Below are 23,508 nucleotides of genomic sequence, written 5' to 3' on the forward strand. Positions count from 1 at the left end.
GCCGAACCGCCCCCCAATCGGGGGCGGTCTGTGACCTTGGACACTCCAGTTACCATTTTATCACCACTCGAACAGGACCACTTCAATGAGTAAATACGCCCTCACCGTAACATGCCAATCCAAGCGCGGCATCGTTGCGGCCATCGCGAACTACCTTGCCGACAACAACTGCAATATCACCGACAGCGCCCAGTTCGATGATAAGGAAACCGGCAACTTCTTTATGCGTGTCAGCTTTGATTGTGACGATAGCAAGGACCTCGTCGCGTTGACCGATGGCTTCACCAAGCCTGCCGAAGACTTTGGCATGGCCTACGAATTCCACGACGAAACCGTCAAAATGAAGGTCGTGATCATGGTTTCGCGGTTTGGTCACTGCCTGAACGATCTGTTGTATCGCTGGCGCATCGGCGCGTTGCCGATTGATATCGTTGCTGTGATTTCAAACCACATGGATTACCAAAAGGTCGTAGTAAACAACGATATCCCGTTCCACTGCATCAAGGTCACCAAAGAAAACAAGCCAGACGCCGAGGCCAAGATTATGTCGGTCGTCGAAGAATCCGGCGCGGAATTGATTGTACTGGCACGCTACATGCAAATCCTGTCCGATCAGATGTGCCAAAAGATGTCGGGCAAGATCATCAACATCCACCACTCGTTCTTACCGAGCTTTAAGGGGGCGAACCCGTATAAGCAGGCGTTCCAACGTGGCGTGAAACTGATCGGGGCCACGTCCCATTATGTGACGGCTGACTTGGATGAAGGCCCGATTATCGAGCAAGACATTGTGCGCGTCACCCATGCGCAGTCACCAGAGGACTATGTGTCCCTAGGGCGTGATGTGGAAAGTCAGGCCCTATCCCGCGCCATCCATGCGCACATCCACCGTCGCGTTTTCCTGAACGGCAACAAAACCGTGGTCTTCCCAGCCTCACCAGGGTCGTTCGCCTCGGAACGGATGGGGTAACCCGCCCAGCGCCCGCGACTAGCTTCGCGGGCGTTCTTTTTTTGGGTCAAAGGCCGCCAAGTCAGAGCGGATCACAGCAGGCAGACGTTTTTGGTGCCCATCGAGCTTGCCTATCTCAACTTCGGTCCCGGCATCCGCATGTGCCACGTCGATCCGCGCCATGGCAATATTTTTGCCAAGCAAGGGGGATCGGGTCGCTGAAGTGACTTCGCCAATCTGCGCACGACCAATATGGATGCAATCACCGTGGGCAACGTCAACTTCGCTCCCGATATCGAGACCGACAAGTTTGCGCATTGGGTGATCTTTGCGCCGGATCAACGCACCACGGCCGATGAAGTCATCGGGTTTGGATTTCAGTGGCACAGTAAACCCAATGCCTGCTTCGAATGGGTCAGTCTGATCCGAGAAATCGTAATCCGCGAAAATCAGGCCAGCTTCAGTGCGCACCATGTCCAAAGCCTCGAGCCCCATAGGGCGCAACCCGTAATCTTGTCCTGCCTCCCAAATGGCGTCAAAGACTTCGGCGCAATGTTTGGGGTGGCACATGACTTCATAGCCCAACTCACCGGTGTAGCCTGTTCGCGAAATGACAAACGGCGTACCTGTCTCATCGCGAAGGCGCGCAGGAGTGAAACGGAACCAAGCTAGCTGGTCGAACTCGGGATTATGGGGCGCCGTCCAAATTAGGTCTCGCAAAAGATCTCGTGACTTCGGCCCTTGCACGGCGACGTTATGCAACTGATCCGTAGAAGAGCGCACCAGCACCTTTAATCCTAGCTTTTCGGCCTGTTCTCGGATCCATTCGCCGCCATAATCGCTACCGCCAATCCAGCGGAAGTTGTCGCGCCCAAGGCGAAACACCGTGCCGTCATCAATCATGCCGCCATGTTCGTAACACATCGCCGTATAGACAACCCCGCCCACGGGAAGCGTTTTCATATTGCGGGTAAAAACATATTGGCAAAGCGCTTCGGCGTCAGGGCCATTGATCTCAAACTTGCGCAAAGGCGATAAGTCCATAATCACAGCGTCTTGGCGGCAGGCGTGATACTCCGCGATCGGTCCGGCATCAGCAAAGCAATTCGGCAGCCAGTAGCCGTTGTACTCCACGAAATTACGGGTGTGTTTGGCAAAGCTGTCGTGAAATCCGGTTTGCTTGGTCATCTTGGGCTCCGCATCTGGTGTCGCGCGCACAGCAATGGCGCGTTGAAATGTCTCTTTGCCGGAATAGGTCCGCACATGGATATCAGTGGGGTTCCAACCATTGGCGGGTGATGTGTCATCTGGGCAAGCGCTGGAAACGCAGACGATATCTGTGAGGGCGCGCAACAGCACGTAATCGCCAGGACGCGACCATGGTTCGTCGGAATACATCACGCCGTGATCATCGATCCCTGTGTTGAAAAAGAAATTGATGGCCATCCAACCAGCCCGCCCACCGATGCCGAATTCGGACAGCGCGCTATTAAAGTTGTCAGAGCAATTGATGTGCCCGGGATAGCCGATATCATCGTAGTACTTCGCCGAACACGCCAAGGCGAAGGCATCGTGACGACCACAGGTATCCTGCACAACCTCAACCAATGGCACCATGTCTTGATCGTAATATTTCGCGTGCAAACCCGGCATCGGATATGCATGACCCATCAACGTACGCGTCGTGGTCACGTCCAACGCGTGTTCGATGCCCTTGTCCAGCTTTCGAGCACTGAAGCATTCAAAGTCCGTGCACTGTCGCCCGTCCACATCCAGTATCTGGATGTAATCGCCCGCTTTCACGAAATAAGCCTCAGCCGTCTGGGTATGCACTCGAATGTCTTGTAACGGCTCCGCCAGCGGCGTGGGCAATTCGAAGCCGACGTTTTGTTTGATAACAGCACGCTTGATCATCACCGTCAGGGGAGTTGCCGTGTTCTGCGCTTCAATATCCATAATCCCGCCGGGGGCGACGACGATCACAGTTCCATCGCGCTGGGCAGTGAATACCGCTTCGGTTTTGGCGGGCGTAGTTGCCTCGAACAGATGAACTGCGCCTGCAACGCTGACGTCGATCTTGCGTGCGTCTAACCCCATGCGCATCCCGCGCAAGGACTGATCGTCACTGTTGAGTAGCGCTTGCAATCCTACCGCAGGGCCCTGCCCCGTCGCCCCGATGACACTTGCATCGATCTTGCCCTTTGTGTCGCTGACCAACAGTTCACAAGGCTGGCCGCCTTCATCATTGATGATCGTGATCTGATCACCGACAGACACAGCCACAAGCGCCGCACCGCCACCCTCAACCACGTAACGCTCCGTACCTATAGGCAACGAGAATATACGTGGTTCGTAAATGGTGCTCGGTTTTGGCGGTCCGGCGTTAACCTTGATATATTCGTCCCGCATGAGCGCCTCGCGTGTTGCATGACTGGAATATTTATTTAACATGAAGAATATATTTGAATGCAATACAGCGCAAACCTAAATGTCAGGAAACTCGTGGAAAACCTCACCCAACTTATGTTTGGCCCTGTCATATCGTGCCACCATCCGAAGGTTAGCTTCTAATGTCCCTCTTTTTTGGGTTGATCGCAGCAGGGTGCTGGGGTCTTCATGATTTTTGTGTGCGCTTCATTAGTCAAAACGCCCCCATAAGCGCCTGCCTATTTGCGGTCATGGTATTTGGTCTGTTATTTCAATCCGCGCTTCTCATAATGACGGGAAACTATGCCAGCATACCCATAACAAGCGTGGTGCCATTACTACTTGCGGGGGTGTCTTTTGCTGTCGCCAATTGCGGGCTTTATGTTGCGTTTCAAAGGGGCCCAGTGTGGCTCGCTGCGCCATTGGTTGCGTGTTTCTCAGTCTTCTCGATCGGGATATCAGTGATCGCAGGCGCGCGCGTTTCATTGGGACAATGGGGGGCAATCCTTGTGATCCTTACTGGGATCGCGATGGTCGCCGTCCTCGCGGATCGGGAGCACGCGCAAGAGAAAGATAGATTCTGGACTGTAGTGAGCGCATTGGTTGCGGCGGCGGCCTTTGCAATCACTTTCACGTTCGGTCACGCCGCAGCGGAACTCACCAACGGCTTAGTGACGGCCATGGGAACACGCGTCATCGCGATTGGCTTGCTAATTTGCGGTATCATCGCATTACGCCTGCCTCTTTGGCCAAAACGTGAAACGCTGAGTATCCTTGCAATTATGGGAGTTCTTGATGGTGTCGCCATCCTGTCGATCATGGCCGCTGCCGATTACCCTCACCCTGAATACGCAGCTGTCGCAACCGCAATTTATGGTTTACCGACGATCTGGCTCGCTTCAGTCTTCTTGAAAGAGCGCATAAACATTTATCAGTGGGCCGGCTGCCTGGTGGCATTCTGCGGTATTGGCTATCTGGCACAATGATCGACCATTAGACGGTTCAGGCGCTACAACCCTTTCCGGTTACATCTTCTACGGGTCGACCGGGCTAAATCATGGTCGTGCAAGAACTCAGTCCCGGCCGACGCATCACTTTTGCCATTCCAGCTTACCCCAAAGTAGACCACGAGATTTCATGCTTCATTCGGGCGGTGGCGCGGTGCTTTCTCGAACCACGAGGGATACCGGCAAGACAGCTGCGTGTTCGGCAGGTTCTTCGTTGGGTGTTAATATCCTTGTCATAAGAATTTCCGCAGCGGTTTGGCCAATCATCAACCGGTCTTGTCTGATGGTTGTTAGAGGTGGGATGAACTGTTCTGCCAATTCAATATCGTCAAACCCCATGACCGAAACATCTTGCGGCACTTTAATTCCATGGCGCGATAGTTCCGCGATGAAACCCATCGCCAATTGGTCGGAGGCGCAAAACACAGCGGTAGGACGATCTTCTAATGCGATCCAAGTCTGCGCCGCCTTACACCCCGCCGCGAGCGAGAAGTCACCGGCGATGACCCACTCTGGCTTTAGCTCAAGGTTGAGGCGCGCCATTTCGGCGACAAGTGCATCCTTACGGGTGTGCATTAGAACGTTACCCTCAGGGCCCGTCACATGGCCAATCTTGGAATGACCCAGATCATGTAAGTGATTCACGGCTGCGCGTGTTCCATGGCGGTTTTCGCACCGAACAGACGGGAAATCGGCACCTTCAACCCATTCACAGGCGAACAGGATGCGTTTGGCTTGCGGTGCATTCTCAAGCTTCTCCACCACTTCTGCGTCCAGCCCGCCATCAAGAATAATCATGCCGTCGGCGCGGGCATCTTCGAGATAATCGACGAGCCGCTCTCCGCTATCGTGCACTTGTTCGGTGCTAGCAATCAGCATGGAATATCCCAGTCGCGAAAGGTTGCGAGAAATGCCTTCCAGGATCGTCGAAAAGAACGGGTTGGCCAAATCGGGAAGCAGCACCAACACCGAATGCGCCCGCTGCGTGCGAAGGTTTCGCGCGGCCCGATTGATACGATATCCGGTGGCCTTCACAGCCTCAGACACCCGCCGTCTAGTCGATTCGGATACAACATCAGGGTTCGACAACGTCCGGGACACCGTCGCGGTCGAAACTCTTGCAACTCGGGCAACGTCTTGAAGTGTCGAAGTTTTCACAACTTTAAGGTCCTGCAATTTCTGCCTTTCGTGCAATCGATTACATATTTTCTTGACACAAACATCAACAGCGGATGAAAATGTAATCGATTGCAGAGTGAGGAGGTCACAACGCGGTCTAAAAATCATTGGCGGGCAACCGCATTTTCTGGGAGGAAAAAATGTCTAAAATTCTTAAGTCGGCTCTGCTGGGAACAGCACTTACCGCAGCAACAGCTACGTCTGTATTGGCCGAAGGCGTTGAATTGGAAGTCACTCACTGGTGGACATCTGGCGGCGAAGCCGCAGCGGTCTCCAAATTCGCCGAAGCATGGAATGCGACGGGCAACACATGGATCGACGGCGCGATCGCCGGTTCTGGCGGCACGGCGCGCCCAATCATTATTTCCCGTATTCTCGGCGGTGACCCGATGGCAGCGACGCAGCTGAACCACGGCCGTCAAGCTGAAGAACTGATCGAAGCAGGTCTGCTTCTTGATCTCACAGACGTTGCTGAAGCCGGCGGTTGGGCTGACATCGTGAACCCGTCTTCCTTGTTGGACGCATGTACGCTGGACGGCAAAATCTACTGTGTTCCAGTGAACATCCACTCCGCGCAGTGGATTTGGTTGTCCCACGCAGCATATGAAAACGCTGGTCTTGATGTGCCTACTGATTGGCACGAATTCGTGGCGTCCGCGCCTGCCCTAGAAGAAGCCGGTACTTTGCCTCTCGCCATGGGTCAGCAAGGTTGGCAGCAAAATATCGCATTCGGTGCGATCACGCTTGCGGTTGCAGGTCAGGATGCATGGGACGAGGTGAACATCAACAAAAACGCTGATGCGGCACGCGGCCCTGAATACACAGCAGCGTTCGAAGCGGTTGCAGCAGCACGCGCTTTTGCGGCTGACTCCAATGTTCAAGATTGGAACCTTGCTACAAACATGGTCATCACCGGTGCTGCTGGTGCGCAGATCATGGGTGACTGGGCGCAAGGCGAGTTCGCCGTTGCTGAACAGGTTGAAGGCGAAGACTATTCCTGTCTTCCTGGGCTTGGATTGAACCCCGTTATCGATACGGGTGGTGATGCTTTCTACTTCCCAGTGAACGACGATCCTGAAATCACAGCAGCACAAAAAGAACTTGCCGCATTGTTGATCTCCCCAGAGGCGCAAGTTGCTTTCAACCTTGCTAAGGGGTCGTTGCCTGTGCGCGGTGACATCGACCTGTCTGCTGCGAACGGTTGCATGCAGAAGGGCCTCGAAATCCTTGCAAATGGTGGCGTACTGCCATCTGGCGATATTTCCTTCTCTCAGGATACTACGCTTCAGATCGAAGATTTGATGGCACAGTTCTGGTCTAGTGATATGTCTGCTGCGGATGCGCAAGCAGCATACGCGCAACTGATCGAAGACGCAGACTAAGCGATCCGATGATCCGGTCCGGCGGCTTAGCTGCCGGACCACATCCACCCACATTTATTGATTTGGAGCCGACACGATGACCGTGGCCTCGGACCCCCCTACCCATAGCCAAAAACGCCCCCGCCGATTGTTCAAGAACTGGATGGCAAAGCTGGCGTCCCTGCCGATGATCCTAACTGCGCTCGTCGTCTTTGTGGGCGGGACCGCTTGGACCGTCACGTATTCTTTTACCGGCTCTCGAATGTTGCCGAAAACAAACTGGGTCGGCTTTGATCAGTACGAACGCCTTTGGAGCACGGACCGCTGGATCATTTCGATCAAAAACCTCGCCATTTACGGTGGCTGCTCCATGATCCTAACTCTGCTGATCGGCTTCACCCTCGCGGCGTGCCTTGATCGTAAAATCCGGTTCGAAAGCGCCTTTCGCTCAATTTTCCTATACCCTTTCGCCCTGTCTTTCGTGGTCACAGGCCTAGCGTGGCAGTGGATCTTAAACCCAGATTTCGGCTTGCAAAGCGTCGTGCGAGACTGGGGTTGGACGTCGTTCAACTTTGACCCACTTAACAACCCTGACATCGTGATCTTTGGCCTCCTCATTGCCGGTATCTGGCAGGGGTCAGGTTTGATCATGTGCATCATGCTCGCTGGCTTGCGCGGCATCGATGAAGATATTTGGAAAGCCACTAAGGTCGACGGGATCAGCACGATCAAGACCTATGTTGTAGTAATCATCCCGATGATGCGGCCTGTGTTCATCACGGCGCTCGTCCTTATCGCGTCAGGCATCATCAAACTCTACGATCTGGTCGTAGCCCAAACCGGAGGCGGCCCTGGCTTGTCCTCAGAAGTCCCAGCGAAATACGTCATCGAATACATGTTCCGCGCTCAGAACTTGGGGCAAGGCTTTGCCGCTTCAACAATGATGTTGTGCTCCGTTGTGATCATCCTGATCCCTTGGGCCTACCTCGAATTCGGAGGCCGGAAACGTGGCTGATATGACAACAAACACCGCCGCCGACCCGCGCGGACCAAAGCCAAAAAGAACCTTTTCCCGCGCCAATATATTTCTCTATGGCACGCTTATTGTGGTCTCCATGTACTACCTGTTGCCGCTCTATGTCATGATCGTCACGTCCCTCAAGGGAATGCCGGAAATCCGCATGGGCAACGTATTCGGTCCTCCCGTGGAAGTTACGTTTGAGCCATGGGTGAAGGCATGGTCGGAGGCCTGCACTGGCATTAATTGTGATGGCTTGTCCCGTGGTTTTGGAAACTCGGTACGTATCCTGATCCCATCGATTGTCTTGTCCATCGCCATCGCATCCATCAACGGTTACGCGCTAAGCAACTGGAAGTTCAAAGGCTCTGAAACTTTCTTTACGATCCTGATCATTGGCGCGTTCATTCCTTACCAGACCATGCTTTATCCCATCGTCATCATGCTCCGCGAAATCGGGCTGATGGGGTCAATTTGGGGATTGGTCCTTGTGCACACGGTATTCGGTATGCCGATCCTAACGCTGCTATTTCGCAATTACTTCGCGGCCATCCCTGAAGAGCTGTTCAAGGCCGCCCGCGTGGATGGTGCAGGCTTCTGGCAGATCTATTTCCAGATCATGGTGCCAATGGCGTTGCCGATCTTTGTCGTGGCGATCATCCTACAAGTCACCGGTATCTGGAACGATTTTCTGTTCGGCGTGATTTACACCAAACCAGCAACCTATCCGATGACGGTCCAGCTAAATAACATCGTGAACTCGGTGCAAGGCGTCAAAGAATACAACGTCAATATGGCCGCGACCCTTCTCACGGGTCTGGTTCCTCTCGTCATCTATTTTGCCTCTGGCAAACTCTTTGTTCGCGGCATCGCCGCTGGCGCAGTCAAAGGCTGATCATCATGGCAAACTCTGTAGAAATCAAAAATCTGGACCTGAACTTCGGGGCCTTCAAAGTTCTCAAACAGCTCAACCTCGATATCGCCGAAGGCGAATTTCTCGTATTGCTCGGTTCGTCTGGATGCGGAAAATCCACGTTGTTGAATTGCATCGCAGGACTTTTGGACGTGTCTGACGGTCAGATATTTATCAAAGGCGAGAATGTCACTTGGGTCGAACCGTCCGAACGCGGTATTGGCATGGTGTTCCAATCCTACGCGCTGTACCCGCAGATGACCGTACGAGGAAACCTGTCGTTCGGGCTCAAAAATGCGAAAGTGCCCAAGGCCGAGATCGCGAAACGTGTCGATCAGGCCGCCAAGGTTCTCCAAATCGAAGCCCTGCTAGATCGCAAACCTGGCGCGCTATCGGGTGGGCAACGCCAACGGGTTGCGATTGGCCGTGCCTTGGTGCGTGACGTAGATGTCTTCTTGTTTGATGAACCTCTTTCCAACCTCGACGCCAAACTGCGAACCGATTTGCGGGTTGAATTAAAACGCCTGCACCAACAGCTCAAGAACACCATGATCTACGTGACACACGATCAGGTCGAAGCGATGACGCTCGCCGATCGGATTTCAATCATGAAGAACGGTGTGATCGAACAACTTGATACGCCCGAAGTGATCTACGCAAAACCTTGCAACAAGTATGTCGCAGACTTCATCGGCTCCCCAGCCATGAACCTGTTTACCGGCCAGCTGGAAGGTACGACCTTCACCGCAGAGGGTTTCAGCATCGACGTGGGCGGTTATGAATTCGCGACGGAAACGCATAGCGACACCACAGCGTGGCTCGGCATTCGCCCCGAACATATCCTGACTGGCGACGCGGCACATACCGCAACCTACACTGGTACCGCTGAAATCGATATCGTCGAGCCGATGGGGTCTGACACGTTGGTCTGGGTCAATTTCGCTGGCCAATCTGTACGTGTGCGGACTGACGGCCAATCGGGCTTGAAATCTGGCGATGCACTAACAATCGGGTTCGATGCGGCACGGCTGCATCTGTTCGACATGACAACTGAGATCCGTCTCTAATTTTCGAAAGAAGACACATGACAATTGCACTCCAACTTTACTCCATGCGTGATTGCGCCGATCAGATTGCACTGCTGTCGGACCTGCCTGCTATGGGAATCACAAACGTCGAAGGTTACGGCGGCGTTTACGGTGACCCTGCAGGTTACCGCGCGGCGATGGACGCCAACGGGATTTCCATGCCGTCCGGCCACATGGGGCTGGATGACATCGAGGCGAATTTCGATGCCACCATGGACATTATCACGACTCTCGGCATCACGCGCGTCTTTGCGCCGTATCTTGATGAAAAGGACCGTCCTGACACGTCAGAAGGTTGGGCAGCATTGGGGCGACGTCTGAACGATGCAGGACAGAAGTACGCCCAGCGCGGCATCGCTTTCGGCTGGCACAACCATGATTTCGAATTCGTGGCACTAGCGGACGGCGGCATACCGATGGACATCTTGCTCGAAGCAGCGCCCGATATTTCTTGGGAGGCTGATCTGGCTTGGGTTGTCCGCGGCGGCCGTGACCCTATTGAATACATCAACCGTTATGGCAATCGCCTGTCCGCCATCCACGTTAAAGACATCGCCGCCGAAGGCACCAATCTGGATGAGGACGGCTGGGCCGACCTTGGTACAGGCACGATGGATTGGGATGGCCTTTTGCAGGCCTGCCGCAACGCATCAAACGATCTAATTTACGCGCTGGAACATGACAAACCCAGCGATCCTGTCGGTTATGCAACCCGCTCAGCAGCTGCTTTCAAGACCCTGTGGGAGAACACGTATGACTAACTCACTTGGCGTGGGCATCATTGGATGTGGCAATATCTCAACGGCCTACTTGCAACTTGCCTCGATTTTTAAAGGTTATGACATCGTCGCAGTTGCTGACATCAATATGGACAATGCAAATGCCCGTGCAGCTGAATTCGGTGTACGCGCAGAAACGGTCGATGGGCTGCTTGCAGCGGATGATGTTGATCTCATCATTAACCTCACAATTCCTGCGGCACATGTCGACGTATCCCGCGCCATCCTTCAGGCCGGCAAACATGTCTATTCCGAAAAACCCTTCGTCCTTACGTTGGCCGAGGCACAAGAACTCGGCGCCATTGCAAAGGCCAACAACCTTCGGATTGGGTCTGCCCCGGACACATTCATGGGCGGCAGCCACCAACTGGCGCGCAATCTGATCGATGCGGGTGCCATCGGCAAAGTCACGTCAGGCGCAGCTGTTGTCATGTCTAGCGGCATGGAAGACTGGCATCCCAATCCCGATTTCTTCTTCCAAAAGGGCGGTGGCCCGATCCTTGATCTTGGCCCCTACTACATTTGCAATTTGGTGCAATTGCTCGGCCCCGTTCAAAAGGTCACAAGCTTTACGGGAATGGCCAGCGACACCCGCACGATCCAAAACGGCCCGCGCGACGGTGAAACCGTGCCTGTCGAAACCCCCACCACGATCCATTCCGTTTTGTCGTTCGAAAACGGCGCGATTATCACGCTCTTGGCAAGCTGGGACGTTTGGGCAAGCAACCACCCGATCATGGAGCTTTACGGTTCAGAGGGTACGATGAACCTGCCCGATCCAAACTTCTTTGGCGGCGAACTCACCGTGACAGATCGCAAAGGTCCACCCGTTGAAAAGTCGTGGGACCACCCATTCAACGTTCCCAACTTTGAAGAAACCCAAGCAAACTACCGTGGCGCGGGTCTAGCTGATATGGCATTGGCGATCTCAGAGGGCCGACCTCACCGCTGCAACGATGACTTCGCAACTCACGTGGTTGAGGTCATGACAGCGATTCTTGAGGCTGGCGACACCGGATTGGTCATGACGATGACAACCACCTGCAATAGACCAGACGTGCTTGGCCCAGACGCGGCCCGCTCGCTGATGGCATGACCCCATAATACGGAGAGTAAGATGACCAGTTCCATCAAAGGCCCCGCGCTGTTTCTCGCCCAGTTTCTAGGGGACGAAGCGCCATTCAATTCCCTTCCCGCGATCGTCGAATGGGCCGCGGGATTAGGATACAAAGGCGTACAAATTCCATCGTGGGACGCGCGGGTTTTTGACTTGGACAAAGCCGCCTCGAGCAAAGTGTACTGCGATGAAATCATCGACACCTGCGCCCAACACGGCGTCACCATCACCGAACTTTCCTGCCACCTGCAAAGCCAACTGGTTGCTGTGCATCCTGCGTATGACACCGCATTTGATGCCTTTGCACCCGAGCATTTGCACGGCAAACCAGAAGAACGTCAGGCATGGGCCGTGGATCAGGTCACCAAGGTAGCACAGGCATCAAAGAACCTTGGGCTGACGGGCGCGGTCGGTTTTTCTGGATCGCTGGCGTTCCCTTACCTTTATCCGTGGCCGCAACGCCCTGCTGGTTTGATTGAAGAGGCCTTTGATGAATTGGCGCGCCGATGGAAGCCTCTCTTGGATATTTATGACGAAGCGGGCGTCGATTTCGGCTTTGAGATCCACCCCGGCGAAGACGTCTTTGACGGCACGACGTTCGAGCGGTTTCTCGATGCATTAGGCAATCATCCACGTTGCAAAATCACCTACGATCCCAGCCATTTCTTGCTCCAGCAAATGGATTACCTCGCCTTTATAGACATCTACCACGATCGCATCAGCGCCTTTCACGTCAAAGATGCAGAGTTCAACCCTACAGGGCGCCAAGGGGTCTATTCCGGCTACGCCGATTGGACTGATCGCGCAGGGCGGTTCCGCTCGTTGGGTGATGGGCAGGTCGATTTCAAAGGGATCTTCTCAAAGCTCACCCAATACGGATTTGACGGTTGGGCCGTATTGGAATGGGAATGCTGCTTAAAGCACCCAGAACAAGGTGCAGCTGAGGGCGCACCTTTTATCGCCGATCAACTTATTCGAAGAACTGAACGCGCGTTTGACGATTTTGCCGGCGGGAAATCCGATCCGGAAGCTCTGCGCAAAATGATGGGGTTCTAGAATGGCACCACTAAAGCTTGGCATGGTCGGCGGCGGTAAGGGCGCCTTTATCGGCGGCGTTCACCGCATGGCGGCACGTCTGGACGGCCGTTTTGATCTGGTCGCAGGGGCGTTTTCCTCCGACTCCGCCCGCGCCCATGCCTCTGCCGCTGAACTCGGGATTGAGGCGGATCGTTCATACGCCGATTTCAACGAGATGGCGAAGGCTGAGGCTGCCCGACCAGACGGGATCGACGCCGTATCTATCGTCACCCCCAATCACCTGCACGGCCCCATCGCGGAAGCTTTTCTTACGCATGATATTTCTGTCATCTGCGACAAACCGATGACGGCAACACTCGCGCAGGCCGAACGCCTTAAGGCGGCTGCAGAAGCCTCCAGCGGACATTTTTTCCTCACCCATAACTACACAGGCTACCCGATGATCCGGCAAGCGCGTCAGATGGTGGCTGAAGGCGCACTTGGCGAGTTAAGGATCGTTGAGGCGAACTACCTACAAGACTGGCTCAGCGATGCACCCGCCGAGGATAACAAGCAGGCCAAATGGCGCGCCGACCCGGCCCAGTCAGGCGGAGGAGCAATCGGTGACATAGGCACCCACGCTTACAACCTTGCTTGTTTTGTCACGGGAATGCGCGCGGCATCACTAAGCGCAACCCTAAGCTCCCATGTTTCTGGGCGGTTGGTGGACGATGATGCGCGGATCACCTTGCAGTTTGACGCAGGCGCACGCGGCCATATCTGGGCCAGCCAAGTCGCGATTGGTAACGAGAACAACCTTACCTTGGCAGTCTATGGCAGTAAGGGTTCGCTGAGGTGGGCCCAAGAAAACCCGAACGTCCTTTGGTTTTCGGAAACCGGCAAAGCATCCCAAATGATAACCCGCGGGGGCGGTGCAGCGAACCATGCAGCAGCCAGTGCAACGCGGATTCCAGCCGGTCATCCAGAAGGCTATCTGGAAGCCTTCGCAACCCTCTATCGCGAAGCCGCGGATGTCATCAAATCATCTAGTACAACGGACACCACGATTGGTATCCAAGACGGTTTGGATGGTGTTCGTTTCGTAGATGCCTGCCAACGATCTTCACGCGATGGCGCGTCTGTGATCGACATAAAGTAGCCCATCGAAATCGTCGCCCCCAAGCGTCAAGCATTTCAGACCCAAACCGGATTCCCAGCGAGATGTGGAACAAGGGCCAGCATGCGGGCAGAGTGAGTTTTCGTTGCGCCCGCTCGAATGACCAGATTTGGAAAACGTATTAAGTGAACAAAGCTTACTCGAAGCTAGGTTGGCGCTTCCTTCGCCCCTGTCATAAACGCTACGGCGTCCGACATGGTGTAGTCTTTCGGATCGATTACACACAGCCGTTTGCCGAGGCGGTGAACGTGGATGCGATCTGCTACCTCGAACACGTGCGGCATGTTGTGGCTGATTAGGATGATCGGGATACCGCGTGAGCGGACATCAAGGATCAGTTCCAATACACGGCGGGATTCCTTGACACCAAGGGCCGCTGTAGGTTCATCCAAGATAATGACTTTAGACCCGAATGCCGCAGCACGTGCGACCGCAACACCCTGACGTTGACCACCCGATAGCGTTTCAACTGCTTGGTTGATGTTCTGGATTGTCATAAGGCCAAGTTCTGAAAGCTTGTCACGGGCGACCTGTTCCATCTTAGGTCGATCCAACTGCCGAAGCCATTTTCCGCGAAAGCCGGGTTTACGGATTTCGCGCCCCATGAACATGTTGTCGGCGATTGACAGAGCAGGCGACATGGCGAGGGTTTGGTAAACCGTTTCGATCCCCTCTTTTCGGGCATCAATGGGTGACGTGAAATTCACCTGCTGCCCCTCTAAGAACACTTCCCCTTCATCCGGGATCACAGCCCCGGAAACAGCTTTGATCAATGAAGACTTACCCGCACCGTTGTCCCCGATCACTGCCAAGATTTCACCGGGATAGAGATCAAAATCACAGTGATCGAGTGCTGTTACCTTGCCATAACGCTTAACCAATCCACGACCTTTGAGGATGGGCTCAATCGACCCGTTCGCGATATTTTCCATCAATGTCATGCTGAGACCTTTCTGATCCACTGATCTACTGCGACAGCACCAATGATGAGCGCGCCGATAAGAAGGAATGTCCACTGCGCGTCCGCGCCGGCAAGGCGAAGACCCAAGGTGAACACACCAACAATAAGAGCACCGAATAGCGGCCCCATGATTGACCCACGGCCACCGAACAACGAGATGCCGCCGATCACCACGGCCGTAATGCTTTCGATATTCAGGAGTTGCCCTGATGTAGGGCTAACAGAACCGATCCGTCCAATCAGTGCCCATCCCGCAATGGCACAGATAAAACCTGTGACAGCATAGACCGAAATCAGGGTGCGCTTTACGTTTACACCTGAAAGCTGAGCAGCGTCTGGGTCATCGCCCACGGCGTAGATGTGTCGCCCCCACGCGGTATGTTTGAGGGCATAGGCAAGGAATGCAAAGATAAGGACCATCGCAACGACACCAAAGGTGAACGTCGCACCACCGCGTCCATCCGCATCTGTGCCTATTTTGAAGGTCGAACCAAGGAACTGAAGCAAGGGCGCGTTTTGTTCAATGTCTTGGCTGCGGATAGTTTCGTTGGCGGAATACAAGAAGTTTGCAGCCAGAACGATTTGCCACATACCGAGCGTTACGATGAAAGGTGGCAGCTTCATTACTGCAACCAACCACCCATTGATCGACCCAATGAGTGTCCCAAACGCAAGACCAAGGGCAACGGCGACTTCAACAGGAATACCATAACGGAATGTGAATTGGCCCATGATGACGCTGGACAGCACTGCAATCGCCCCAACGCTTAGGTCGATACCTGCGGTCAGGATCACAAGACTTTGGGCTGCGGCGACGATACCAACGATCTGCACCTGCTGAAGGATCAGCGTCAGCGCAAATGGGGAGAGGAACCTCGATCCCAACAAGAGCGCGAATAAAATGATTGAGACCAAAAGAACGAACAACGGCACAAGTGCTGGGTTCACATGCAAGGCATGTTGCAACCTCGCCAGAAAGCCTTTGCGTTCCGTAAACGAAGCCACTGTGTCTGCTGCGGATGGTTTGATGGCGGCTTCAAAATCGTCGGCGTTGCCAGACATTGCTCGATCCCCTTGTCGTAAAATGGATATCATGCAGGATCATATCCCACTTTGGAAAATAGGGGCGGGAAAACACCCGCCCCTTGAGTTGCATCTACGATTAGATGCGGGAGGTTTGGGTTAGCCCCAGCAAAGCTCAGTGCCTTCGGCGACAGAAATGCTCTCAACACCGTCGGCTGGCTGATCAGTGACCAAGGCGACACCTGTGTCAAAGAAATCCTTGCCGGGGGTATTTTCGGGCAGCGTGCCATCAGCGGCATAAGCAGCAATCGCTTCGATGCCGAGGGACGCCATGCGCAGCGGGTACTGTTGTGATGTTGCGCCAATCACTCCGTCAGCGATGTTCTGAACACCTGGGCAGCCCCCATCGACGGATACGATCAACACGTCGTTTTCACGGCCGATGGACCGCAAAGCTTCGTAAGCACCCGCAGCAGCAGGTTCGTTGATTGTGTAGACTACGTTGATTTCAGGGTCGACAGCGAGGAGGTTTTCCATCGCAGTACGCCCGCCTTCTTCGTTGCCAGCGGTGACATCGTTGCCCACGATGCGCGCATCATCTTCGTCGCCCCACTTGTTGGGGTCGCCAAGATCAATACCGAAACCTTGCAGGAACCCTTGGTCACGCAGAACCCCGACAGTTGGCTGGGACACGGCAAGGTCAAGCATCGCAATACGTGCAGACGCTGCATCGTCGCCAAGCTGTGCAGCAGCCCACTGCCCGATCAATTCACCGGCTAAGAAGTTATCAGTTGCGAATGTCGCGTCCGCCGCATCAATAGGATCAAGTGGCGTATCAAGGGCGATGACCAAAAGACCTGCGTCGCGGGCTTGCGTCACGGCTCCAACGATTGATGATGTGTCAGACGCCGTCAGCAAGATACCGGACGCGCCGTCCAGAATGCATGTCTCGATCGCTGCAACCTGTGTTTCATGGTCACCATCTACTTGTCCCGCAAAGGAACGAAGCGTGATGCCAGCTTCAGCGGCGGCGGCTTCAGCGCCTTCGCGCATCTTAACGAAGAACGGGTTGGTGTCGGTTTTGGTGATCAAACAAGCAGTAACAGCATGGCCGTCAGCCATAGCGGAACCAGCAGATGTAATAGCGGCAAGAGCAGTGCCGATGAGCAACTTTTTCATGGTGTCCTCCCAGACAATTGATAGGTCAGAGCCTCCACCCCGACGTTTACGCGACCGGCATCTTCCCCGTCGCTTGACCCTAAGTGACGTGATTCTCAATCGCCTGTCAATTAGTTAGTTAACTTTTCTTATTAATTGGTTTACCTACTTTATATGGCTGCTATGATACAGCGCATGGACGACGGACTCATCAGATCAATCAGCACTGGCCTAAGTCAGAAGGGCGTTCGAGACCATAACGAACGGCTCTTGCTGTCTCTGCTGCAGCGAAACGGCCCAATGCCAGGAAGCGATTTATCTAAGCTGGCGGCACTATCTCCACCGACAGTTTCAAGCATCCTTAGACGTCTCGAGGGTGAAGGAATTCTTGAACGCGGTGACCCGGTGCGCGGCAAAGTCGGAAAGCCATCAATTCCGATGAGGTTAGCGTCGGATGGTGTGTTTTCGTTTGGCCTCAAGATCGGTCGCAGGTCCACCGATCTGGTACTGATCGACTTGAATGGCAGACTGCGTGAAGAACGTCAGTTGACCTACCCCGTTCCCGTTCCCGCCGACATTTTTCAATTCCTTGAAGACGGCGTCCGTAACATAATAGACAGCATGCCCTGCGATCACGCAGAGCGTATTTGTGGCATCGGGATCGCGGCCCCTTTCGAGATGTGGAACTGGCCTGACACGTCTGTAGACATGTCTGCTGCATTCGCGCCTTGGGAGGGCATCGATCTAAAGTCAGAGGCGCAATCGCGAACGAAACTTCCTGTGCATCTGCTAAACGACGCGACTGCTGCATGTCAGGCCGAACACACTTACGGTCGCGGCAAAGAATTTCGAGACTATGCCTACTTCTTCATTGGAGCATTCATTGGTGGTGGAATTGTTCTAAACAATTCGGTCTTTGAGGGACGCCAAGGAAACGCAGGCGCACTTGGATCGCTGCCTAGCATAGGCTCCCACGGCGAAAGTATGCAGTTGGTAGATATGGCGTCGATCCACCAGTTGGAATTGCGCCTGCGTGAAGTTGACCTCGACCCACAACAGCTTTGGTCTGATCCCGATAGCTGGCACAACTTGTCACGCTATGTTGACCCATGGCTCGGACAAACAGCTCAAGAACTGGCAAAGGCCGCGCTGTCTACATGCTCGGTCATCGACTTCGAAGCGATCCTGATAGACGGAGCCTTCCCCGCCAGCGTCCGTGATGACCTAGTAAGCCGTGTCCGCCGCTATGTCGTGACCCAAGACACTCGTGGCCTAATCCAACCTCGGATTGAAGGTGGTAGCATCGGTGGCAAAGCCCGTGCAATTGGTGCGGCTACGCGACCCATCGGAGCGCAATTTATGATGCAGGCAAGCGTTGGCATGACGGTTTGATAAGTCGATCATGACGATAAAACGGCCATATATCAGGGCCCAATCAGAACAACACTTATAAGTCTAATTAGGAGGGTAAGATGCGGGTTTTCTTTACAGGCGGCAGCGGCAAGGCGGGCAAATGGGCGATCAAGCACCTAATGGCGCAAGGCCATCATGTTGTGAATGTAGACCAAACTCCTTCCGGCCTCGACTGTCCGGAGTTGTTGATTGATCTGTGCGATGCGGGGCAAGTCATCGGAGCCATGTCCCAGTTCGTCGCATTCGAAGAACTCGACGCTGGCACCGGGGTTCCCACCTACGATGCGGTTGTTCATTTTGCCGCCATCCCTCGCGTTATGATCGGTACAGATGGCGAGTGCTTTCGCCAGAACACCTTGACCACCTATAACGTGATCGAGGCCGCCGTGAAGATGGGCGTGCCCAAGGTGATTTTTGCAAGCTCTGAGACAACATACGCCATCTGCTTTGCGGACGGAGAGCTAAAACCGGATTTCGTTCCTATTGATGAAAGTCATCCAACCGTACCCCATGACAGCTATGCCATGTCGAAGGTCTGCAACGAAATGACGGCCCGTTCCTTTCAGGCGCGCACTGGCGCCGACGTCTACGGGTTGAGGATTAACAACGTGATTGAGCCGGACGAGTACATCGAGATGTTCCCAGCCTTCATAGAAGATCCAGCCCTTCGCCGCCGCAATATATTTGCCTATATTGATGCCCGTGATCTGGGGCATATGGTCGATTGCTGCCTTAAAACGGACGGTTTGGGCTACGAGGTGTTCAACGTCTCAAACGACGATTCGTCGGTCAGCATCACTTCGGATCGGATCATCGAGCGGTTCTATCAGGGTGTCGAGGTCCGCGAGGAGATGGGCGACCATGATACTTTCTTTTCCAATAGAAAAGCCAAGAAAATGGTGGGCTTTCAAGCAAAGCACTCATGGCGGGATGCTCTAGATTAGTTCGTACCTGTCGGACCTTCTGTGGTACGATCATTGAGAGGCTGAATGACATCTCGAGCTCTGACGATTTTAACTTTGGGGCCCATACAAAATTTCTAACCACATGAGGATTCTACCCCCCATCAACAGCGGGTCAGTACACTCAGCAACCTTCTCGGCTTTTCACAGAAGCTAGAAGATCCGACCTAACGCAGCCAACCGAGCTTAGCAAAATTCATTAGGCCACCTTCCCGAAAGGTGCCGTTCGTTCGGGACGCAGCATTTGAGGCTGGCTGGATGTCAGCCATGCGGGACGAAGTGGTCATCGACTTTCAAAATCCGAATGGCTGCTTTAGTTCCGTGCAGAAATTAGGTAGCAGAGCGAGCGTCACATGCCTCTTACCCCCTTTTTCTTGTTCTGCTTGGTACTCCTACCAATCTGGCTGCAAATACGCGGGCGCCCTCCGGCGGCATTGTTTGCAGTCACAGCTTTGATACACATTATGTTTGTGACGGCGGCGATGTTTCAAACCCATGCGCTAGCCGTAAATTTGCACGGCCACGGACCGACGAGCCTCCAAGCGTTCTATACCCTCGGCCATATTCGCATCCCGGTCAATCTAGCGTTCACAATGATGATATTTGCTGGAATGACTTGGTTACAAAGTCGTTTTGACGTCATGCGTTTCTCGATGGCTACCAATGCGCTTTTTTGGGTCTTTCATCTAAGCACTCTTGTGAGCGGCACATATCTCGCCAATGTACTCTGGTGGCTTGTTCCTCCCCCCGACCACATAGTTTATTCTAACGTCTTGGAGTTGCTCTCGTCTATCAGTCCACTCGCAAGCTATTGTGCATCCTACAGCGCCATTGCTCTTGTCGGCTTAGCAACCTTGTCTGTCTGCCAACTATTTTGGACGAAGTTTGCGCGCTAGCGAAGCGGACGTTCGCGCCATCGCAGAAAAACTGCAAAGTAGGCTCTAATCCGCCGTTCGCCGCGTCACTGTAGGTTTGCGAGGATCCCATTGCCGCTTAAGGCCCAAAGCTGCCTTACGGCTAGTCATTCAGTTTCTGCGGAAGCAGCATGCAAAGCCGAATCTCCAGTATGCAAGTCGAGGTAGGAGTTTATCCGTTGGGCCAATTCATTGTGAAGCTCCCCTCGACTTCGGCCATCGGCATCCATGCACAACGGATCTAGCTCTCCCTCTTTCTCGAGGATTTCAGCTCCGCGCTCTTTGCACTCCGCGAGGAAACTAAAGTGCGTAGCATCGGGTATGAACAAATGCTCCGCGCTGGGCATACGGTCCGCTGCGTCCAATGCATGTACACCTTCCGGCACGCTTTCATTGGTCCCGAGATTGATGACAAAGAGTGGGATATCTATGGTCGACAGGCTTTCATCTGTGATCGTGCTGATGATCCCAGGATCAACAACGACACCCGTTGTAACCCGTTCGTCCCTTAGTTCCTGCGCTGCGGGCGACAGGTCCAGCTGATGGAGATCGACCCCGAAGTGACTTAAAAACGCGCAGTCCGACATCCCGTGATCACTCTCGTCACAGAACCTCTGTAACCGGTCCGGATCGACCCGCGCACCTGACAAAGCCAAAGCTGTGTAACCTCCCGCCGAAAAGCCGACAACGCCAATGTTATCAAAGTCGACATAAGAAAACTCATCCTCATGACGGATCATGTGATCGAGAATGGCTGTGATATCCTGCGGACGCTCCCAGACCCGAACAGCCGCTTGCGCACTGGCATTGCCGCTGGTCGTGCCGGGATGGTTCGGGAGCACAACGACATACCCATTGTTCGCCAACTCTGACGCGATCCAACCGAACTGGCCGGCATTGCCCCCTGCCCCATGTGAGATGAGTACCAACGGGAATACCCCTTCACGTCGAGGTGCCCCGCGTCCGGCTTGGGTACCAAAGAAGACCCCGTTTCCGCCGACAGTGACAGCCTTCCCTCCGGGAAGAGCTGGGTACCAGATATCAAAGGACACGTTCGTGTCACGAACCGGGGCATAGGCTTCGCCTTTCGCGATACCAACAGGCCCGTCGTAGGCGGGGCGCAAAATCTCATAGCTCCCCCAACCCACCGCGGCCGCCACACAGAGAGCCGACGACACTTTTGTGAATTTGATGAATATAGACATTTCCACTCCTTTCACAGATTGGTTTCTACAACGCGATGGATCACGATAGGATCTGTTCGAGATGCCAGATTTTAGAGACGATTTTCCAACCTGCGCTTCCCTTCACGAAGCCCAAGTGATCAACGAAAACGTTCTGATGTGCACGGATACGAATTTTCACGGTCGCGCTTAGCGGGGACAGAAAATCGATGAGTAAGACTTCTGCCTCCAAATCTTGGCCAGCGCTTTGCGGCGATTTCCGTCCCGCGACATCCGCACGAAAACTGTCAATCGGTTCTACGAAAACCTCGCCATTATCTGCATCGAAAAGGCTGGATTGGGGATGAAAGACTTTATCCAGCTTCTCGACATTGCATTCGTGAATTGCCTCGAAATACGTTTCGATTGCGGTGTTTAGAGCGTCCAATTGTGTCATTGTGACTTCCTTGTATAGTCGTTGTTAGTGTGTGCTTACTTCAAAGAATTGAAGCCGATCATGTTGCCTTCGGTATCCTGCGCCAACGTGATGTAACCGAACTCGCCAATGGAAAACTTTGGGCGGATCAGCTGCCCACCGGCCGCCTCGATACGCGATTGCTGCACGGCACAATCTTCAACGGAAAAGTAGATCTGCGTGCCACCCGGCCCGGGCTTTGCATAAGGGGCCTTGACCAAAGCGCCAGCCGCTCCGTAAGCCCCCATATTCGCAACAAAGCTCTTCATTTCGGTCTCGCCAGTCGGATCGTTCATGTCTTCAAGCTCAGCATCCAAGACCGTTTTATAAAACCCTTCGGCGCGTTCCATTTTGTCAACGTAGATGTCGAACCAACCAACTGCATTCATCTGTGTCATGTCATTTCCTTTAGCTTTCGATGCGTCCCGCCTGTGCGGAATGGATCAAAGCTAAGCCGTGGCGACTCTTCGAGAAATCCCCGCAATTGAGGGGGGCTGTTGACAGCAAAAAAGGAAGGCTTGTTAGATCAAACCAAGCGTCGAGGCTTTAGAAACGGCTTGTGCAAGCGTGACGCAGTCCAATTTCATCCGCGCATCTTTCAGATAACCGCGCACGGTGTGATCCGACAGCTTGAGTATAATCGCGATTTCGGTATGAGCTTTACCCTTAGCTGTCCATTTTAGGCATTCGATCTCGCGCGGCGAAAGCTGGGGAAGCGTCTCACCGTCCACATATATCTCAGCCAAGGCCATGAGATGAATTTCATGCGCCAAATGAATAAGACCATCTCGCATCTCTGCCAGATGTGGCTCCCAAATGTCGCCGCCTCTCGCATCATGTGCATTAAAAGACAGCACACTGCGGCGGCCAATGGCATCGACATGCCGGACGCTGAAACCCGTTTGGCCCAGACCATATTTGATGGTTTGATCCATCATCTCAACTTGAGCACCCTGAGGTACAATAGAGGACCAGCAGAAAGGGCCCGCGATCCGCTCCGCCATTTGTAAGACAGGATCAATCCGCACGTAGTCATTCAGTAAATAATGGCTCACCCATGCATCCGGGTAGTTGGTACGAACATAGGGCTTGTTCTGTGCATCCTCGCCTGAACGGAAGAGATGGAGGGTCACATAATCAACCTGATAGAAATCCGCTATCCGCTGAACTGCATCCTGAACGGTACACGATTTCAAGTCGACGTCTGTCACGCTTACCTGCAACTTTCCTAAATTCGGAGGTTTCAGCTCCGCATCTATGTTTGTCCGAAATATTGTGTGAATTAGGCTATCAAAGCCGTCACGCGCTGCAAAGTGAAATGAAATTTGGTTGCAGTTCCCAGCGTATCATAGAGGAACCGCAGCATCAGACCGTTGCGCACCAATTTGCCTTACGCGGACGGCACAT

At 53.9% G+C, this 23,508-nt stretch carries 21 protein-coding genes; 12 read left to right on the plus strand and 9 right to left on the minus strand.

The genetic code is table 11. The features are described 5' to 3' along the window. Positions 1-85 precede the first annotated feature (85 nt). Positions 86-970, plus strand: coding sequence for a formyltetrahydrofolate deformylase (gene purU, locus L0666_RS11445; RefSeq protein WP_235261505.1), 885 nt, complete (start codon positions 86-88; stop codon positions 968-970). Positions 971-988: 18 nt separating this feature from the next. Here the strand turns inward: purU and L0666_RS11450 are convergent, their stop codons facing one another. Next, positions 989-3,358, minus strand: coding sequence for a DUF1989 domain-containing protein (locus L0666_RS11450; protein ID WP_235262198.1), 2,370 nt, complete (start codon positions 3,356-3,358; stop codon positions 989-991). A 161-nt stretch (positions 3,359-3,519) separates the two neighbouring features. Between L0666_RS11450 and L0666_RS11455 the strand changes: the two genes are divergently transcribed. Then, positions 3,520-4,362: an EamA family transporter gene (locus L0666_RS11455; protein WP_235261506.1), complete on the plus strand. Its 843-nt coding sequence runs from the start codon at positions 3,520-3,522 to the stop codon at positions 4,360-4,362. A 156-nt stretch (positions 4,363-4,518) separates the two neighbouring features. On the opposite strand, the gene L0666_RS11460 is transcribed toward L0666_RS11455, so the two are convergent. After that, positions 4,519-5,541 carry a LacI family DNA-binding transcriptional regulator gene (locus tag L0666_RS11460; RefSeq protein WP_235261507.1) on the minus strand — a complete coding sequence of 341 codons (1,023 nt, stop codon included), beginning with the start codon at positions 5,539-5,541 and terminating at the stop codon, positions 4,519-4,521. Positions 5,542-5,702: 161 nt separating this feature from the next. Between L0666_RS11460 and L0666_RS11465 the strand changes: the two genes are divergently transcribed. From L0666_RS11465 to L0666_RS11500, 8 genes are all read left to right on the plus strand, one after another. Next, complete coding sequence (locus tag L0666_RS11465; RefSeq protein WP_235261508.1) at positions 5,703-6,944, plus strand: ABC transporter substrate-binding protein; 1,242 nt, start codon at positions 5,703-5,705, stop codon at positions 6,942-6,944. Between the two features lie 76 nt (positions 6,945-7,020). After that, the gene (locus L0666_RS11470; RefSeq protein ID WP_235261509.1) at positions 7,021-7,938 is read left to right on the plus strand and encodes a carbohydrate ABC transporter permease; all 918 of its coding nucleotides are present in this window, start codon (positions 7,021-7,023) and stop codon (positions 7,936-7,938) included. 1 nt (position 7,939) lies between these two features. Further along, on the plus strand, positions 7,940-8,836 hold the full coding sequence (locus L0666_RS11475) for a carbohydrate ABC transporter permease (RefSeq protein ID WP_235262199.1): 897 nt from the start codon (positions 7,940-7,942) through the stop codon (positions 8,834-8,836). Positions 8,837-8,841: 5 nt separating this feature from the next. Beyond that, positions 8,842-9,921: an ABC transporter ATP-binding protein gene (locus L0666_RS11480; RefSeq protein WP_235261513.1), complete on the plus strand. Its 1,080-nt coding sequence runs from the start codon at positions 8,842-8,844 to the stop codon at positions 9,919-9,921. Between the two features lie 17 nt (positions 9,922-9,938). After that, positions 9,939-10,703, plus strand: coding sequence for a sugar phosphate isomerase/epimerase family protein (locus L0666_RS11485; protein ID WP_235261516.1), 765 nt, complete (start codon positions 9,939-9,941; stop codon positions 10,701-10,703). Then, the gene (locus tag L0666_RS11490; protein ID WP_235261517.1) at positions 10,696-11,817 is read left to right on the plus strand and encodes a Gfo/Idh/MocA family protein; all 1,122 of its coding nucleotides are present in this window, start codon (positions 10,696-10,698) and stop codon (positions 11,815-11,817) included. The genes L0666_RS11485 and L0666_RS11490 overlap by 8 nt, the downstream gene beginning before the upstream one ends. 21 nt (positions 11,818-11,838) lie before the next feature. Continuing rightward, entirely contained in the window at positions 11,839-12,894 is a 1,056-nt protein-coding gene (locus L0666_RS11495; protein WP_235261518.1) for a sugar phosphate isomerase/epimerase family protein, read from the plus strand. Position 12,895: 1 nt separating this feature from the next. Further along, positions 12,896-14,014 carry a Gfo/Idh/MocA family protein gene (locus L0666_RS11500; RefSeq protein ID WP_235261519.1) on the plus strand — a complete coding sequence of 373 codons (1,119 nt, stop codon included), beginning with the start codon at positions 12,896-12,898 and terminating at the stop codon, positions 14,012-14,014. Between the two features lie 164 nt (positions 14,015-14,178). Here the strand turns inward: L0666_RS11500 and L0666_RS11505 are convergent, their stop codons facing one another. The 3 genes from L0666_RS11505 to L0666_RS11515 form a co-directional block, all read right to left on the minus strand. Beyond that, on the minus strand, positions 14,179-14,973 hold the full coding sequence (locus L0666_RS11505; RefSeq protein WP_235261520.1) for an ATP-binding cassette domain-containing protein: 795 nt from the start codon (positions 14,971-14,973) through the stop codon (positions 14,179-14,181). Next, entirely contained in the window at positions 14,970-16,055 is a 1,086-nt protein-coding gene (locus L0666_RS11510; RefSeq protein ID WP_235261525.1) for an ABC transporter permease, read from the minus strand. The genes L0666_RS11505 and L0666_RS11510 overlap by 4 nt, the downstream gene beginning before the upstream one ends. Positions 16,056-16,175: 120 nt before the next feature. Next, positions 16,176-17,195, minus strand: a complete 1,020-nt coding sequence (locus L0666_RS11515; protein ID WP_235261527.1) for a sugar ABC transporter substrate-binding protein — start codon at positions 17,193-17,195, stop codon at positions 16,176-16,178. A gap of 174 nt (positions 17,196-17,369) precedes the next feature. On the opposite strand from L0666_RS11515, the gene L0666_RS11520 reads away from it, so the two are divergent. After that, positions 17,370-18,566, plus strand: a complete 1,197-nt coding sequence (locus L0666_RS11520) for an ROK family transcriptional regulator (RefSeq protein WP_235261531.1) — start codon at positions 17,370-17,372, stop codon at positions 18,564-18,566. Between the two features lie 80 nt (positions 18,567-18,646). Beyond that, positions 18,647-19,531 (plus strand): NAD-dependent epimerase/dehydratase family protein, encoded by an 885-nt coding sequence (locus L0666_RS11525; protein ID WP_235261532.1) that lies wholly within the window; start codon positions 18,647-18,649, stop codon positions 19,529-19,531. A gap of 1,039 nt (positions 19,532-20,570) precedes the next feature. Here L0666_RS11525 and L0666_RS11530 read toward each other — a convergent pair. The 4 genes from L0666_RS11530 to L0666_RS11545 all read right to left on the minus strand — a co-directional run bounded on the left by L0666_RS11530 (position 20,571) and on the right by L0666_RS11545 (position 23,312). Next, positions 20,571-21,668, minus strand: a complete 1,098-nt coding sequence (locus L0666_RS11530; RefSeq protein WP_235261533.1) for an alpha/beta hydrolase family protein — start codon at positions 21,666-21,668, stop codon at positions 20,571-20,573. 40 nt (positions 21,669-21,708) lie between these two features. Continuing rightward, a complete protein-coding gene (locus tag L0666_RS11535) occupies positions 21,709-22,083 on the minus strand; it encodes a nuclear transport factor 2 family protein (RefSeq protein WP_235261534.1) in 375 nt (124 codons plus the stop codon). 35 nt (positions 22,084-22,118) lie between these two features. After that, complete coding sequence (locus tag L0666_RS11540) at positions 22,119-22,499, minus strand: VOC family protein (RefSeq protein WP_235261535.1); 381 nt, start codon at positions 22,497-22,499, stop codon at positions 22,119-22,121. A gap of 123 nt (positions 22,500-22,622) precedes the next feature. After that, positions 22,623-23,312: an autoinducer binding domain-containing protein gene (locus L0666_RS11545; protein WP_235261536.1), complete on the minus strand. Its 690-nt coding sequence runs from the start codon at positions 23,310-23,312 to the stop codon at positions 22,623-22,625. Between the last annotated feature and the right edge of the window lie 196 nt (positions 23,313-23,508).

It is taken from the genome of Octadecabacter algicola (genome assembly GCF_021532625.1).
Classification (GTDB): Bacteria; Pseudomonadota; Alphaproteobacteria; order Rhodobacterales; family Rhodobacteraceae; genus Octadecabacter; species Octadecabacter algicola.